The sequence below is a fragment of the Paenibacillus sp. FSL k6-2145 genome, assembly GCF_037976585.1.
Taxonomy (GTDB): domain Bacteria; phylum Bacillota; class Bacilli; order Paenibacillales; family Paenibacillaceae; genus Paenibacillus.
Window position 1 is genome coordinate 43,664 of record NZ_CP150267.1, and the last position, 16,218, is coordinate 59,881.

The window sequence follows — 16,218 nt, forward strand, 5'->3', positions numbered from 1 at the left end:
CCATACGCGTGGGTGGCGTAACCCTCTATTGACTGTTCTCAAAAGCGGCTTCATGAACTATTGCCCCATGGAGACGGGCACGCGTACTTGCTGGAGTACGGCATTCAAAACGGCCTCGGAACTCATACTGTCCAGTCTCGATTCGGGACGAAGCACAATACGATGAGAGATCACATAAGGGGCCATCGTTTTCACATCATCCGGAAGCACATAATCACGTTCCTGTAAGAAAGCAAAGGCTTTTACGGCCATCATGAACGATATGGCTGCCCGTGGGCTGGCACCCAGCAATACAGATGGGTGGGAGCGGGTTTGGCGAACAACATCAAGCAGATAGTCCATAACCGGATCACCGATAAAGACCTCTTTAATCTCCTGCTGGATTGCCGAGATCTGGTCCATATGAGTCACGGATTCAAGGCGATCTACAGGCTGACCGAGCTGATGCTGTTTCAATAGAATTTTCTCAATTTCCTTATCGGGATAACCTAGACTTATTTTCAACATAAACCGGTCGAGTTGTGCTTCCGGCAACGTATACGTACCTTCAAAATCAATCGGATTCTGAGTTGCACAGAGCATGAATGGATGTGGCAGATCATACGTATCGCCATCAACGGTTACGCTGCGCTCCTCCATCACTTCGAGCAGAGCCGATTGGGTTTTTGTTGTGGCCCGGTTAATCTCATCAGCCAGCAAAATGTTGGTCATCACAGGACCTGGCCGGAAATAAAAACGCTCATCCTTCGGATGGAACACAGATACGCCCGTAATATCACTAGGTAAAATATCAGGATTACATTGAATACGCCGGTACTCACCACGCATGGATTTCGATAATGCCTTGATTAATTGCGTTTTGCCAGTTCCCGGTACGTCTTCAATCAGAACGTGCCCGCCTGCAAGCAAAGCTGTAAGTAAAAGTTGAATTTCAAAGGATTTCCCCATAATACAGGATTCCAGATTTGAACGAACTGCGGATATGATTTGGATCGACTCTTTGCGCACAGGCATGTGGTCTAACCTCCTAAAAAAGCATACAGATTTCCTTTTATTGTACATGATCCAGAGTCACGAGTACACTCGAAGGAACTCACAATTTGTTTCCAGCCCGTCAGATTCACCGCAGTTCACGCATGAATACGACAAAAAAGCCCCGGATAAAAGTTATCCGGAGCCTCTGCTGAATCGCAATATGTTCAAGGAGATTTCTCATTCTATGTTAGCCTTTTGGTCTAACCACCAATGCCGCGAGAAAAGAAAAGATGATCGCTGACGATATTCCCGCTGCTGTCAGATCAAAGATCCCGGTAATAACTCCAATCCATCCCTCTTTCTCAAGTTCAGTCAATGCCCCATGTACCAAGGAGTTGCCAAAACTTGTGATGGGTACAGAAGCACCTGCTCCTGCAAACTTGACCAACGGATCATAGAGACCGAGTGCATCAGCAACTGCCCCTGCCACAACTAGTGTACTCATGGTATGAGCTGGCGTCAGTTTAACCCCATCCATTAGAAGCTGTCCGACAACACAGATCAAACCGCCAACAATAAATGCCCACAAGAACTGCATTACCTTTATCCCTCCTTTTCAATAGCTACGGCATGTGCAATACAGGGAATGCTCTCACCCTGCTGGTACGAAATCGGAGATAACAGCGCTCCCGTAGCAACGACGAGCACCCGTTTAAGATCACCCTTCTGCATCCGGTTCAAAATGTGACCATAGGTAACGGTGGCAGAACATCCGCAGCCACTTCCCCCGGCAACAACATAAGGCTGTTTCTCCCGATCATAGATCATCAGGCCGCAATCATTAAAAACCGTCTGTTCCATGGGAATGCCTTCTTTTTGCAAAAGCTCTTTCGTAATTGGCAGACCGACGGAAGCCAGATCCCCAGTCACAATGAGATCATAATAGCCGGGTTCCAATCCCGTATCCCTGAAATGAGAAATTATAGTGTCGGCTGCTGCTGGCGCCATGGCTGAACCCATATTAAAGGGATCTTTGATGCCCAAATCCATAATGCGTCCAATAGTGGCTTTGGTAACAACGGGACCATCACCAGTACGGGAGACCACACCACACCCTGATCCTGTGACGGTATATTGCGCATAAGGCGGCTTCTGGGAGCCATACTCCGTCGGATACCGAAATTGTTTTTCAACCGTACAGTTGTGGCTCACCGTTCCTGCAAGGACATAATCTCCAGCTCCAGAGTCAACAATCATGGATGCTAACGCTAACGTTTCCATGGAAGTAGAACAGGCTCCAAAGACACCCAGGTAAGGCACACCCAGTTTTCGCGCTGAAAAGGAACTGCTGATAATCTGGTTCATCAGATCTCCACCAACAAAAAATTGAAGCTCTTCCTTGGTGATATTTGCATTTACCAAAGCCAGCTGAGAGGCCTGTTCGAGCAGTTTGCGTTCTCCCTTTTCCCACGTTTTCTCGCCGATCTCGAGGTTGTCGTAGACATAATCGAAATCAGATGACAGTGGACCCTCGCCTTCTTCTGGTCCTACAACTGCGGCTTTACCGATGATCCGCGGACGATTCTCAAACTGCCATGTCTGGCGACCCAATCGTTTCACAGGTGCCCACCTCCAAATCCCAAAAAGGCGTAAACAATCCCTACGACAAATGCTGCCACGACACCAAACACGATAACGGAACCAGCAAGTTTAAACATGTTGGCCCCTACACCGAGCACCAGTCCTTCAGCACGATGTTCCAGTGCAGCAGAACACATGGAATTGGCAAAGCCGGTAACTGGCACAGCAGTTCCTGCTCCTGCCCATTGAGCCATTTTATCGTAAACGCCGAGACACGTTAGAATAACCGATATGAGAATCATGACCGCCACCGTAGGACTGGAAGCTTCCTTCGATGTCATGTCGAAACCGGCCATAAAAGCCTCTTGAATTGCCTGTCCAATCAAACAGACGGTACCCCCAACCAGAAATGCTTTGAGGCAATTTTTCAGGATTGGACGAGGCGGCTCATGTTTTTTTGCGACTTTTTTGTACTCCTTTTCATCCATGGACAGGGACGATGATTTTTTTTCGCTTCCGGATGCAGATTGAGCTGGCAAGATACAAGACCTCCTCTATGTGAAAATGGTTCAAAGCTACGGCTGAATGCCAATGTGTGTAATCCTATATTCATTGTTTGTTAATAATCGGAAGGTTATGTATCCGGCGACAGACAGTATATGTTTCCAACAAGATCATGTTGTGGAAGCAAGATGGGAATACGCCGGTTCTGAGGACTTTTAGATACGTTCTATAAATAAAGAAGAACAATCACGAGCAAGATAAAAAGAACGATAAACAGTACTTTTTCCGTGCCCTCTTCTGGAGGCTTCATTGGATATATAGCTCCTTCCTATAAACAGACCAACAAATATTGAACAAAAAGAACATCACAAAATGATGACATCTCCTCCATATATTCATATTCATTGAAGTGGCATCAGGACTGCGACTACAGCGGATAGAGTCATGAAACTTGGACACGGTAAGCGCCCAAAATATGCCTTAAATACGTGACATAAACATGGACAATCACTTGCGCAAGGTTCATACTGTAATGTGACCAGTGGTTAAATAACAAGTCCTCAGCATATTAAAGTGCATGTTCAAAAAGATAAAAGACTTTTTGAACTACATCTTAAAAGGACAACAGGCGGGTAGCCGTTCTACTGTGACCTGAAATACATACCAACAGAGGAGTTGTTGACACATGAATGAAAAAACGATGGATATGTTCCGTACGTTGACGGAATTCCCTTCCGCATCCGGTTTTGAACGTGAGCTTCGCGGCTGGATGAAAGATAAGCTTTCTGCTTATACCGATGAGTTCGTCCAGGATCGCCTGGGGAGTCTATTTGGTGTATTACGCGGGGAGGAATCCGGTCCTAAAGTTATGGTAGCCGGACACTTTGACGAAGTTGGTTTCATGACTACAGGCATTACGGAAACGGGTATGGTCAAATTCCGTCCACTGGGTGGATGGTGGAGTCAGGCTGTACTGTCTCAGCGATTGGAAATCATCACACCGGATCGTCGCATTACCGGAGTTGTAGGTTCTACACCTACACACTTGCTGGACGAGTCCCAGCGGAACAAACCTGTTGATCTGAATTCCATGTATCTCGATATTGGGGCAGACAACCGTGCGGAAGCAGAATCCTGGGGCATTCATCCTGGGATGCAGATCGTGCCAATCTGTGAATTCACGCCGATGGCGAACCCGAAAAAAATCATGGCCAAAGCATGGGATAATCGTTACGGCGTAGGACTTGCACTTGAACTGGTTGAAGCGTTGCACAAGGAAAAACTGCCTAACACGCTTTACGCTGGTGCAACGGTTCAGGAAGAACTGGGGCTTCGCGGTGCACGTACGGCGGCCAATCTGATTCAGCCTGATATCTTCTTTGCACTTGACTGTAGCGCGGCGAATGATATGACAGGTGACAAACAGTCATTTGGACATATCGGAGAAGGCGCATTGCTTCGTATTTTTGACCCGGGTATGTTCACCCATCGTGGAATGGTGGAATATGTTCAAGATACGGCTTCATCCAATCAGATCAAAATGCAGTATTTCATCTCACCAGGTGGTACCGATGCAGGTCAAGTACACCTGAGTGGAATTGGTGTACCATCAACAGTTATTGGTATCTGCGCTCGTTATATCCACACCTCGTCTTCCATTATTCATACGGATGACTACGATGCGGCCAAAGAACTGATCGTGAAACTGGTCAAAGGTCTGGATCGGACAACAATGAATACCATTATTAATAACGCGTAACAGTTGACAAGAGACCTCCTAACTATTCGGGAGGTCTCTTTTTTATATCCACAACTATATGAATTGGACACATAGATTAATAGGCCGAACATTATAGGGAATTACACATAAGATACAATAACGGAAGATGAATTAAACACCAACCAGTGGGGGACCTGTTATGGCAGTGGGAAGGAACGGAAAATCAAATAAAGGTTCTAACAAAAAACCAAATGCTGCTAATACCCTCCTTAATGGAAGCCTTAAAGGGAAAAATCTCGAACTGATTGTAGCAGCGCTATTGGTGAGCGGAAAGTTGAGAGTGGATGCTGTCACGTTGTTTCGTGAGGCTACATTGGTTGTAGAATTGGTTGGTCAATATAAAACACTTCAAAAGGTCACACCCTCCAATTCAGACAAACTGGTACAATTCCTGGATGAAACTGGCGGCGATATGACGCTTAATGATGTTATACAGGCATTTCAACAGAGAATTAATTCTTAGTGGCCAAGAAATGAGGTGGATGTCATGTCCGAGTTTGACGGAATCGGATTTGCCGAGCTATTAATTGTGCTTATTCTTGTTGTTTTATTTGCATTTGGCTCTTCTGATCTTGACGGTTTATCAAGCACGCCAACAACGAGTTGACCCCCATAATCCTCTCATGGCTTACAGGTAAAAGAACAAAAAAATGAAATACCAGTCCTTAGACAGGACTGGTATTTGGTCATTACAGAAATAGCGGCGAGAATGCAATCCAGGCCAAAATAAGGGTAAGCACAATGCAGACATTCTCTACAACGGCCCCACGCTTGGTCCCTGTACTCATCAGATTCACCCGTATGCGCCACTTGAGCGGTGGTAACGGACGAATACCCCGATTGGTTAGTGAATCGGCCAAAAGATGCATCGCATATGCCGAGCCTCCCGCTACCCAGATCTCCGGTCCCTGCTGCTGGGTCGTGCTGTACAACAAGCCCGCCCATATTGCGGTTCCGTACAGGGTATGTGTCAGTCCCCTATGAGTCAGTGTGGTGCAGAGCATTAACAAACTGCCTGCAATCAAGTTCCACGGTGCGAACGCGTGACCATAGAAGACCAGTCCGAGTCCAATCGCAAACATCAACACTTTGCGAAGCGAACGTGAAGGCAGGAATGACACAAGCGCAATGAGGATCGCAAGCAACAGGTTCCATGGTTTGGCATGAACATAGAAGTACACAAATACAGCTGTGGGCAACAGAATCGTCTGTAACAACCTGATCAGACTGTTAGGCAAGGCTCTGGATACCAGCAGCGAATTCGGCTCATCAATGTCAGGCAATAACGAACCAATCAGTGCAACCGTAACTGCCGGCGCTGTCACTGGCATACCGGCCAACTGCAGAACAGAAAGTGACACGCCTGTCCCGATAATAAGGTGGGATCTTCCCATCATGATGCAAAAACGTCCTTTCGAAGAAATCGGGAACAATACGGCCCAGTTCCGATTTTACAACGAAAACAAAATAAGAACAATAGTTCGCATTTCTTATTTGTGTGAAAATAATTATAAATTTCTGTGATGGGGCTCACACTATTATATTTATGACTCTTCTATCTTTATTAGTGAATTAAATCACATAAACTCTCATCAACTACTTGTATAATTTCAAATATAAACCACTAAAATTGTTGGTAATGTACAGCGTCTATCCAAGGAGGCATACACACATGAACGGAAAAAAAGAGAAACTCGTTATCATAGGTAACGGAATGGCAGGAATCAGTACCGTTGAGCAAATTTTAAAATTAACTACGCGATTTGATATTACTGTTTTTGGCACAGAGCCCTACCCTAACTACAACCGCATTATGTTGTCCTATGTATTGGAAGGAAGCAAAACACTGGATGACATCGTACTGAATGATCTCCACTGGTATCAGGATTATGGTATTACCCTCCATACAGGAACAACCGTAACCCGAATTGATTCGGATACGCACGAAGTTGTGACTGAAGATGGAACTCGCGTTCCTTATGACAAAATAATCATTGCGACTGGCTCCAACTCCTTTATTCTCCCAGTACCTGGACATGACAAAGAAGGTGTTGTCGGTTTCCGTGATATCGCCGATTGCAATGTCATGCTCGATGCCGCTAAACAGTACAAAAGAGCGGCCGTTATCGGGGGCGGACTGCTAGGCCTTGAAGCTGCCAAAGGTTTGGTACAACTTGGCATGGAAGTTACCGTAGTGCACTTGATGCAGGATCTGATGGAGCGTCAGCTTGATCCACAAGCTTCAGCCATGTTGAAAGCAGAACTCGAACGTCAGGGTATCCGGTTCAAGATGGGTGCGCAGACTTCCGAACTGCTGGGCGGCGAACGCGTTGAAGGGATACGTTTTGCAGATGATACGGTTCTGAATGTTGATTTTGTGGTCATGGCTGTAGGCATCAAACCCAATACGGCTGTAGCCCGCGAAAGCGGTATGGAAGTGAACCGGGGTATTGTCGTGAATGACTATATGCAGACTTCACTTGAGAATGTGTACTCGGTAGGGGAATGTACAGAGCACCGCGGGGTATGTTATGGCCTCGTTGCCCCATTGTTCGAGCAAGGTATGATTCTGGCGAAACATATCTGCGGGGTTGAAACGGCTCCTTATGAAGGTTCCGTAGTATCTACGAAATTGAAAATTTCGGGTGTGGACGTGTTTTCAACCGGTGAATTCATCGACAGCCCAGAGCACACCGTCATTTCGCACAAAGATGACTGGAAACGGACTTACAAAAAAATTCTGCTTCGTGATAATAAAATGGTCGGCGCCGTTCTCTTCGGTGACATTACGGATTCTGCCGAATTGCAGAAACTGATTAAAAATCAAACCGAAATGACCGAAGAATTGTATGGCTCACTCATGGGTACAGGCTGCGGCGGTCATAAGAAAGCAACCTCTGTTGAAACGATGCCCGAGGACGAGATCGTCTGTGGATGTAACGGGGTAACCAAAGGAACCATTGTTGATGTAATTACAAACCAGGGCCTTACCACTGTTGATGAAATCAAAGCTTGTACCGGTGCAACCCGCTCTTGCGGTGGCTGTAAACCGGTTGTGGAACAGATTCTGCAATATGTACTTGGAGACAGCTTCAGTACTGGAGCCAAACAGGGCATCTGCGGATGTACTTCCATGGGACGGGATGAGATTGTAGCCGAGATTCGTGCAAAAGGATTACAAACGACCAAAGAGGTCATGAATGTACTGGGTTGGAGTCAACCTGAAGGTTGTTCCAAATGTCGTCCGGCGATCAACTACTACCTTGGCATGATTGCACCAGACACACACGAAGATGAGAAAGAATCCCGTTTTGTTAACGAACGTATGAACGCAAATATTCAAAAGGATGGAACGTATACGGTTGTACCTCGGATGTATGGCGGGGTGACTACACCAGCGGACCTCAAACGTATCGCTGACGTTTCAGTCAAATATGATGTGAAAGCAGTCAAAGTTACTGGCGGTCAGCGTCTCGACTTGATTGGTGTCAAAAAAGAAGATCTGACCAAAGTCTGGGCTGAACTGGATATGCCTTCAGGTTATGCATACGCCAAATCGCTGCGTACGGTCAAAACATGTGTCGGCTCCCAATTCTGCCGATTCGGTACACAGGATTCCATGGCCATGGGCGCTCGCATTGAACGAAAATTCGAACGTCTGGATCTGCCAGCCAAGTTTAAATATGCTGTCAACGGTTGTCCGCGAAACTGTGCAGAGGCATGTACCAAAGATATCGGTATCGTTGGTAACGACGGAGGCTGGGAAATCTTCATCGGTGGTAACGGCGGTATTAAAGCTAGACTGGCTGATTCCTTATGCAAAGTGAAAACAGATGACGAGTTGATTGAACTGTGCGGAGCCATCATGCAATATTATCGCGAGACAGGTAACTATCTGGAACGGACGTCCGAGTGGGTGGAACGCATGGGTCTGGAGCATATTCGTTCGGTTGTCGTGGATAACCTTGAGGAACGTAAAGCGTTGATGCAACGAATTGAATTTGCACTTGAGCATGTTGAAGAACCTTGGCAAAAAGCGATTCGCAATGAAGAAGGCCAAAGCAAAATGTTCCATGGTATCGAAGTATCGGCTCGTCCATAAGTAAGCTCGCAAGATTAATGCTGCCGGAATGTTAAATATAGATAAGGAGTGGTTTAAGATGACGACAAAACAATCAGGCACCTACTTCCCTGCCGGAGTAGTTGAAGAATTCCTGCCACGAATCGGAAGAGTAGTTGAAATTAAGGATCATCAGCTTGCTGTCTTTCGTGCATCGGATGGTACCATCTTCGCTGCAGATAATCACAACCCCCATCCTAAAGGTGGACCGCTGGCTGAAGGCATTGTGTCCGGGCATTATCTGTACGATCCGCTGTATGATTGGAAAATTGACTTGACTACTGGTGTTGTGCAAGCACCGGACAATGGGCAAGTGCAGATGTATCCGGTGAAGGTAGAGAACGGCCAGGTTTGGATCGAAATATAGCCATTGAAACGTTCAAAGATTGATGCAAAATAATGGGGGAAACCGTGATGTATACACCAAGTGTTGAGGGAATTATTGAAGCTGCGGTTAAAAAACGGGATCAAATGAACGCAAGCCTGCCACGTTATATGGTTGCTGCCTTAATGGCTGGTGCCTATGTAGGGCTTGGCATCGTTCTGATCTTCAGTATTGGTGCTCCGCTCCTTGCGGCACAGTCACCACTGCAAACCATGTTGATGGGCATGTCCTTCGGACTTGCCCTCACGCTGGTCATCTTTGCCGGATCGGAATTGTTTACAGGTAACAATATGTTCTTCACCATGAGTACGCTGGCTGGCCGAACCACAGTGAACGAAACGCTGAAGAACTGGGGGCTCGTCTTTGTTGGTAACCTGCTCGGCGCAATTCTATTAAGTCTACTCATTGTCGGTAGCGGTCTGTTCAAAACGGCCACACCGGAACATCTGCTGTTTGTCGTCTCTGCCAAAAAGATGGCGGCGCCCGTGTCTGAGTTGTTCTTCCGAGGCATTCTGTGTAACTGGCTCGTCTGTCTGGCGATCTGGATGGCAGCTCGCTCCAAAGAGGATATCGCCAAACTTGTTCTTATCTGGTGGTGTCTGTACGCATTTATCGCAAGTGGTTATGAGCACAGTGTTGCCAATATGACTTTGCTCTCTTTATCCTGGTTGCTGCCAAACCACCCGGATACAATCACGATGGCAGGTTGGTTCCATAACATGATTCCGGTAACGCTTGGTAATATCATCGGCGGTGCCCTCTTTGTTGGAATGGCGTACTGGTATACTTCTCCGGTACGTAAAAAATCATAATTTTTGATTCAACTGCACTTATGTAGCGCTAGAGCACAACATCTCCACACTGAAGCCACGATGGATGCCGAACTCACGTTCAATCACACATCGTGGCTTTTTAATGTTTGTCGATAAGCTGCTACTCTCTCGTAGGGTTCCCTTTCATAATCTCGTCCTTCTATAGAAAATTAAAACTTCATTTTACTTTTGTCCCTATCCGCGTTAATCCACAGTTGACATAACTAGCGTATAGTCGACTCATACTCACACTTATACTCAACGAGCAAAGGATGAACGCTTATATGGGAATCCATACGTACTTCAGGTCACTGAATGATCTTGAACGTATTATTCGTACACCTGGCAAATTCAAATTCGAAGAACACAGCGTATCCGCTCATTCCTGGAAAGTGGTACAATACGCCAAAACGCTCGCAGATATTGAGGAACAGCATGGAGTCACCATTGATTGGAAGAAATTATATGAGATCACCAGCAGTCATGATTATGGCGAAATCTTCATCGGTGATATCAAAACACCAGTCAAACATTATTCACTAGAGCTGCGTTCGATGCTGCAAAAGGTGGAAGAAGGTATGGTTGAACATTTTATTAATGAAAATATTCCTGAAGAGTTCCAGCCTATATTTCGCAGACAGCTGCGTGAGGGTAAAGACCAATCGGTTGAAGGACTGATTCTCGAAGTCGCAGACAAGATGGATCAGGTATATGAAGCCTTTGCTGAGCTCCAACGTGGCAATACGGAGAAAGAATTTATCGTTATGTACCGTTATGCCTTGGTCAAAATCAAAAATATCGACCTCCACTGTGTACAGTATTTCCTGGAACAGATTCTCCCCGACATGATCGATGAAGGTATCCGCTCCCCGTTTGATATTCGCAAAATAACCGAAGAAGCTCTGGCCCAGTAATCAGCTCAAGTCAACATGGTTCTCATCATCCATGGACAGGGCTTTTTTTCGTTCCTGCAATTGCAGTCGGTACTCGCTAGGGTACATGCCCGTTTTGTTTTTGAAAATCCGGCTGAAATAGTGGGAATCACTGTACCCTACCGCTCCACCAATGGTCTTGATATCCATATTCTCGTGCGTGACGAGCATACGCTTCGCTTCATTAATCCGCAGACCTGTCATATATTTCAGCGGAGTCTCGCCCGTTACTTTCTTAAAACACTTTCCCAGATAGTCCACACTAAAATGCATCTGTCCTGCCATGTCCTGGAGTGTAATCTCATGCATGTAATTCTGCTTCAAATACAACTTAACGGCCTCTGCGATATCCTCCGGCTTCACCTGTTCATCCAGCACAGCACTGACATGGGCAAGCGAATCCACAGCGCTCCCAAGCTTCAATTCCATCGCATCCAGCAGTGTCCGAAGCTGTTCTTCCGATAATGGTTTGAGCAGATAATCCTCCACCTTGTAACTGATCGCCTGCCGCGCATATTCGAATTCATGATAACCACTCAGAATGACAATTTTCACATGCGGATAGGCAAAATACAGATGTTTGGCGAGTTCCAATCCATTCATTACCGGCATCTGTATATCCGTTACAACCAGATCAGGTACGGAATGTTCAATGAGCTGTAACGCTTCCTGACCGTTCCGCGCTTCACCAATCACCTCAAACCGGGTGTCCAACTCTCTGAATTTGCGTGAGACATTCCGGCGAATCAGGGCTTCATCTTCCACAATAATCGTTCTGTATTTGATTGTCATGGGTTCAGTCATGCTCCTTTCCAATGGAACCACCTATGGTAATCTGGACACCGCCGGAAGGCTTGTTTGTAATCTGCAAGCGGGCTGCCGTGCCATACCATAATTTCAATCGGACCCATATATTCTTGAGTCCCATTCCGTTAATTTCAAGGTCAGGCATACGCTCCCACTCCTGTGATTGTTCGATGTAATGCATGATCTTGGCAAGTGCTTCGGGTTCCATGCCAGGCCCGTTGTCTTCCACGTGGATCTGCCAGGTCTGCTGTACCGCATCCATATCTCCAGTAATATTCAGTTTCCATGGCGGGGTATCACCCAGTCCATATTTCATGGCATTTTCGAGTAGTGGTTGTACCATCAGCATCGGAACCTGGATAAGCTGCATCTCTTCCGGAATATGAAACTCGTAGTGTAGATCATCCTCAAACCTAATCTTCATACACTCCAGATATCGCTCACAATAATCCAATTCTTGAGACAGTGGAACCCCATTCTTTCCCGGAGTAGAAATATAACGCAGCATAGACGCAATATTGGCGCAGAACGCGACAATCTGCTCATTCATGCTTTCTTCCGCCATGATGCTAATATTCGTGATGTTGTTATAGAGAAAATGCGGGTTCATCTGGGATTGCAGCGCCAGTAATCTCGCTTCTGTCTCCTGAGATTTCATCGCCAGCCTGTCCTGAAACGATTGCACAAGCTGTTGATTCAGCCGGATAAACGTATCATTTAGCTCATCCATCTCCCGGATAGAACCGGGATGCTCCAGCTTGAACAACTGACCGGAATCCTGACCCGATACCAGATCATTCTCACCCGTTTTCTGAATAATGCGCTGCAAGCGATGTAGCGGCAATGTAACCCGTTTGGAGATTAGATACGAGAGAACCAGAATCAGCATGAGAGTAGCTAACGTCGCACCGATAAACATCACAGCCATCCGGTTGAGACTCGCGAAAAGGGACTGTTTGGACTGCATGACAACAACGGTCCATCCTGTCTCCTGTGACGTCATGTACGTCATCATCTGTTTGGAATGATTCAACGGATCGGTGATCTCCTGCATCGTATCCGGTGGAAATGAAAGATTCTGAATCAAGTCCACATCATCGAAGTGGCTAGCTTGAGAAGCATCATCAACCGAAGAAAGTGGATACAACCGTGTATTTTGTTCATCCACTACATAGATCCGAAGATCATCGTTACTCGCCTGCAAATCATTCAAATGCTGGAACAGGGTTCCGGCATCCTGCAAAATCTCAACAACACCCTGGCTGACATAGTTGCCATCTTTGTACACCCGAGTAAGGGAAATGTAGGATTGATCTGATTTCCCCTCACCTGTTGGCATGGGCAAAGCTCCCCCCTCTAACAGTTGAATCACCCGCCAGCCGCTCCGCTCCCAGGTTTCCTTGTACCACGGTCGCTTAGTCAGATCCACAGACAGTTGACCGTTGAATGCACCCGCTCCCAGCATCTTGCCATTTACATCATAGATATTGGCCTGTTTGGCTGTATTGGAGCTGCTAATGATCGCGAGAATGACATCAATTAGTGTGGTTGTATCCTTATACAATGCCGGATCACTCGTCCTTGTCTGCTCGCTATCCTCCGCTGGTGCCAAGTAGTGACTGAAGTGTTCTTTGACCAGATTGGAGTACACGATATTCATGGAGAAGTTGTTCATTTTCACCACTTCCTGATCCAGGTTACTGACGATTGACACCCCCAGTTGTCTCTGTTGTTCTTCACTTCGATGACGAATGTCACTTGCGAGAAAAACATACAGAAGCCCCGCCACAATCAGCGAAAAGATAATAAATACCGCAGAGTAATAGGCAAACAGACTTTGCTGAAGCGTTCCAAATCGATATCGCAATTCCCACACACCTCGTCCTATGATGATATCTGTCACACCATTCGAAAATGTCCACCCAACTGAACGCTTTTGTCTATTGAGCACATCCGCTGTTCACAGTAAAGTTATCCACATAAGAATACGCTTACATTAAGCGTTTCGGCAAGTGACAATTTTCTTTATATTCCGGGAGGTTTAATGATGAGAAAACGATTTCTATTTTCGCTTGCAAGTGTGCTCCTGCTCTCCACTCTGCTGCTTGCCGGGTGCAACTCAGGTAAAAGTACGGAAGGTTCGGGTAAGGTGACTCTCACGTTTGGAACAAGCCAATCCGGTATACCGCGTACAGGCATCATGCAAACGATGGCCAAGGAATATGAGCAGGAGACCGGTGTCAAAATTGATTTTCAGGTCGTACCTGACGCACAGTGGCGTGACCTGATCAAGGTAAAGCTGGCCTCTGGCGAAGCACCTGACATTTTCAATGTTGATGTGGACCCACTGAGCATGCCGGCTAACGTAAGACCGGAGGAAAATGCCATTGACCTAACCAATGAGGAATTCACAGGTCGGATGTCTGAAGAGATTTTGCCAACCGTCAGTCACAATGAAAAGGTGTATGGGGTTTCTTTTGCGCCAACGAAAATCTGGTATGTGTACTATAACAAACGTATCTTCCAAGAGCTCGGCATAGAGCCTCCTACATCCTATGCCGAATTCAAGGCGATCAGCCAGAAAATTAAGGATAAAGACATTATTCCGTTCTATCAGGCACCTGCCAGCGGGTGGTATCAGGTTCTGCCTTTGTTCGAAACGGGACCTAACTATGAGCAAACAACAGCGGGAACCTACGAGAAATTAAATAACAATGAGATGAAAGTCGCAGATATGACGCAACTCAAGACGGTCATTGAACAGTTAAAAGAATTTGCGGATCTCGGTTATTTCGGCAAAGACTTCTTGTCCAATACGGTAGAAGCGGGAATTGAAGCGTTTGGTCAGGAAAAAGCTGCTATGTTGCTTCGGGTTCCAGGGACGGAAAAGGAAGTTTCCGAAGCGTATCCGGCAATGAAAGACAATATGGGGTTCTTTGTCATGCCGTGGGGAGATAATCAGACGATTGGTGTGAATCCCGGCGGTTCAGCTGCCATGTTTGGTAACAAAAACAGTAAACATCCTGAAGAAGTGCTGAAATTCTTCCGCTGGATTACAGAGCATGATCATCTGCAACGTGTGTTCGATGAAGGTGAAGGCAATCTGACGATCTGCTGGCCGGAAATCGAACCTAAGCTGACACAGGACTATATTGATTATGAGAAAAATCATGAAAAAGGTACGGTCATGCAGGCCGCTGTGAAATATATTGATCCACAATGGATGGATATTGGCAAGGACTTGTCAGGCATGTTCGCTGGCGCAATGACACCGGATCAGATTTTGCAAAATATTGATAAACGTCGTGCTGAACAAGCCAAAGTGCTGAAAGATGAGAAGTGGCAGTAACAGCGCATATTTCAGATAAATATAAACGCTGAACAGTGTTACATGCAACGGGCGTTTGCCCGCTCATGTATTTTGGCAGGAAGGAAAGGTGTTACCGGTTATGAATGCAAACAAAATCTATCCCTGGTATTTCTCATCTGGAGCGATTGTATTATATCTGTTGTTCATCGTTGCTCCCGCCCTGCTGGGCATCTATTATTCCTTCACTGACTGGAATAGTTATAGTTCGGAGAAGAACTTTATCGGTCTGGAGCATTTCCGCACTATTCTGGCGGGTGATCCGACCTATCTGCTTTTTATCAAAAACACAGTCCTCTTCACCCTGGTTACATCCATCGCCAAGACGGTTCTCGGCTTGTTTCTGGCCCTGCTGCTGGTCAGCGGTGTAAAGGCCGCGAATCTGCACCGGATGATCATCTTCTCCCCACAGGTGCTGTCGTTCCTGATTGTTGGGCTTGTGTTCAAAAGTCTGCTCGACCCAAACAACGGGTTCGTTAACGTAACCCTGCGTTCATTAGGGCTGGATGTTCTCGCCCAGAACTGGCTGGGCTCCCTAACCTGGGCCATGCCATCCATCATGGCAGTGGACACGTGGAAAGGCATGGGGTACATCATGGTGCTGTTCATCGCCGGACTGCTCGCCATCCCCCGGGATTATTACGAGGCAGCGTCCATTGACGGCGCCGGATTTGGGCAAAAGCTGTTCCGGATCACCATTCCGATGCTGATGCCTACCATTACCATCGCCACGGTACTCAATATTACGTATGGGCTGAGAGTATTCGATGCCGTATACGTGCTAACCAACGGTGGCCCCGGTAACGCAACAGATGTCATTAACACGGCTGTCTATTCCTCTTTTGCCAAAGGGTATTGGGGACTGGGGAGTGCGCTATCTACCATTCTGTTTGTCATCATGGCGATCATCTCCTTTTTCATCATTCGTTTGATGAACCGAAAGGTGGAATACTGA

15 protein-coding genes are annotated in these 16,218 nt (G+C 46.5%); 8 read left to right on the forward strand and 7 right to left on the reverse strand.

Features of this window, described 5'->3' with window-relative positions:
* Window positions 1-57: 57 nt before the first annotated feature.
* The 4 genes from NZ043_RS00215 to spoVAC all read right to left on the reverse strand — a co-directional run bounded on the left by NZ043_RS00215 (window position 58) and on the right by spoVAC (window position 3,044).
* A complete protein-coding gene (locus NZ043_RS00215; protein ID WP_036615157.1) occupies window positions 58-1,014 on the reverse strand; it encodes a MoxR family ATPase in 957 nt (318 codons plus the stop codon).
* Window positions 1,015-1,222: 208 nt separating this feature from the next.
* The gene (spoVAE, locus tag NZ043_RS00220; RefSeq protein ID WP_091028336.1) at window positions 1,223-1,573 is read right to left on the reverse strand and encodes a stage V sporulation protein AE; all 351 of its coding nucleotides are present in this window, start codon (window positions 1,571-1,573) and stop codon (window positions 1,223-1,225) included.
* Between the two features lie 5 nt (window positions 1,574-1,578).
* The gene (gene spoVAD / locus NZ043_RS00225; RefSeq protein WP_076214289.1) at window positions 1,579-2,595 is read right to left on the reverse strand and encodes a stage V sporulation protein AD; all 1,017 of its coding nucleotides are present in this window, start codon (window positions 2,593-2,595) and stop codon (window positions 1,579-1,581) included.
* Window positions 2,592-3,044 carry a stage V sporulation protein AC gene (gene spoVAC / locus NZ043_RS00230; RefSeq protein ID WP_047844446.1) on the reverse strand — a complete coding sequence of 151 codons (453 nt, stop codon included), beginning with the start codon at window positions 3,042-3,044 and terminating at the stop codon, window positions 2,592-2,594. The genes spoVAD and spoVAC overlap by 4 nt, the downstream gene beginning before the upstream one ends.
* A 701-nt stretch (window positions 3,045-3,745) precedes the next feature.
* Here spoVAC and NZ043_RS00235 point away from each other — a divergent pair.
* Entirely contained in the window at window positions 3,746-4,819 is a 1,074-nt protein-coding gene (locus NZ043_RS00235; protein WP_074095923.1) for a M42 family metallopeptidase, read from the forward strand.
* A 160-nt stretch (window positions 4,820-4,979) separates the two neighbouring features.
* Window positions 4,980-5,303, forward strand: coding sequence for a hypothetical protein (locus tag NZ043_RS00240; protein ID WP_074095924.1), 324 nt, complete (start codon window positions 4,980-4,982; stop codon window positions 5,301-5,303).
* A gap of 226 nt (window positions 5,304-5,529) precedes the next feature.
* Here NZ043_RS00240 and NZ043_RS00245 read toward each other — a convergent pair whose 3' ends face one another.
* A complete protein-coding gene (locus NZ043_RS00245; protein ID WP_249912121.1) occupies window positions 5,530-6,237 on the reverse strand; it encodes a metal-dependent hydrolase in 708 nt (235 codons plus the stop codon).
* 275 nt (window positions 6,238-6,512) lie between these two features.
* Here NZ043_RS00245 and nirB point away from each other — a divergent pair, with 275 nt between their 5' ends.
* The 4 genes from nirB (at window position 6,513) to NZ043_RS00265 (ending at window position 11,071) form a co-directional block, all read left to right on the forward strand.
* Window positions 6,513-8,942 (forward strand): nitrite reductase large subunit NirB, encoded by a 2,430-nt coding sequence (gene nirB / locus NZ043_RS00250; protein WP_133385580.1) that lies wholly within the window; start codon window positions 6,513-6,515, stop codon window positions 8,940-8,942.
* Window positions 8,943-9,000: 58 nt separating this feature from the next.
* Window positions 9,001-9,327: a nitrite reductase small subunit NirD gene (nirD, locus tag NZ043_RS00255; RefSeq protein ID WP_249912119.1), complete on the forward strand. Its 327-nt coding sequence runs from the start codon at window positions 9,001-9,003 to the stop codon at window positions 9,325-9,327.
* Between the two features lie 47 nt (window positions 9,328-9,374).
* Window positions 9,375-10,157, forward strand: a complete 783-nt coding sequence (locus NZ043_RS00260; protein WP_091028330.1) for a formate/nitrite transporter family protein — start codon at window positions 9,375-9,377, stop codon at window positions 10,155-10,157.
* A gap of 284 nt (window positions 10,158-10,441) precedes the next feature.
* Window positions 10,442-11,071, forward strand: a complete 630-nt coding sequence (locus NZ043_RS00265; RefSeq protein ID WP_062835575.1) for a YfbR-like 5'-deoxynucleotidase — start codon at window positions 10,442-10,444, stop codon at window positions 11,069-11,071.
* On the opposite strand, the gene NZ043_RS00270 is transcribed toward NZ043_RS00265, so the two are convergent.
* Window positions 11,072-11,881 (reverse strand): response regulator, encoded by an 810-nt coding sequence (locus NZ043_RS00270; protein ID WP_083677409.1) that lies wholly within the window; start codon window positions 11,879-11,881, stop codon window positions 11,072-11,074.
* 4 nt (window positions 11,882-11,885) lie between these two features.
* Window positions 11,886-13,763, reverse strand: a complete 1,878-nt coding sequence (locus tag NZ043_RS00275) for a sensor histidine kinase (protein ID WP_133386017.1) — start codon at window positions 13,761-13,763, stop codon at window positions 11,886-11,888.
* Between the two features lie 177 nt (window positions 13,764-13,940).
* On the opposite strand from NZ043_RS00275, the gene NZ043_RS00280 reads away from it, so the two are divergent.
* Entirely contained in the window at window positions 13,941-15,245 is a 1,305-nt protein-coding gene (locus tag NZ043_RS00280) for an ABC transporter substrate-binding protein (RefSeq protein ID WP_256332210.1), read from the forward strand.
* Window positions 15,246-15,345: 100 nt separating this feature from the next.
* Window positions 15,346-16,218 carry a sugar ABC transporter permease gene (locus tag NZ043_RS00285; protein WP_091028318.1) on the forward strand — a complete coding sequence of 291 codons (873 nt, stop codon included), beginning with the start codon at window positions 15,346-15,348 and terminating at the stop codon, window positions 16,216-16,218.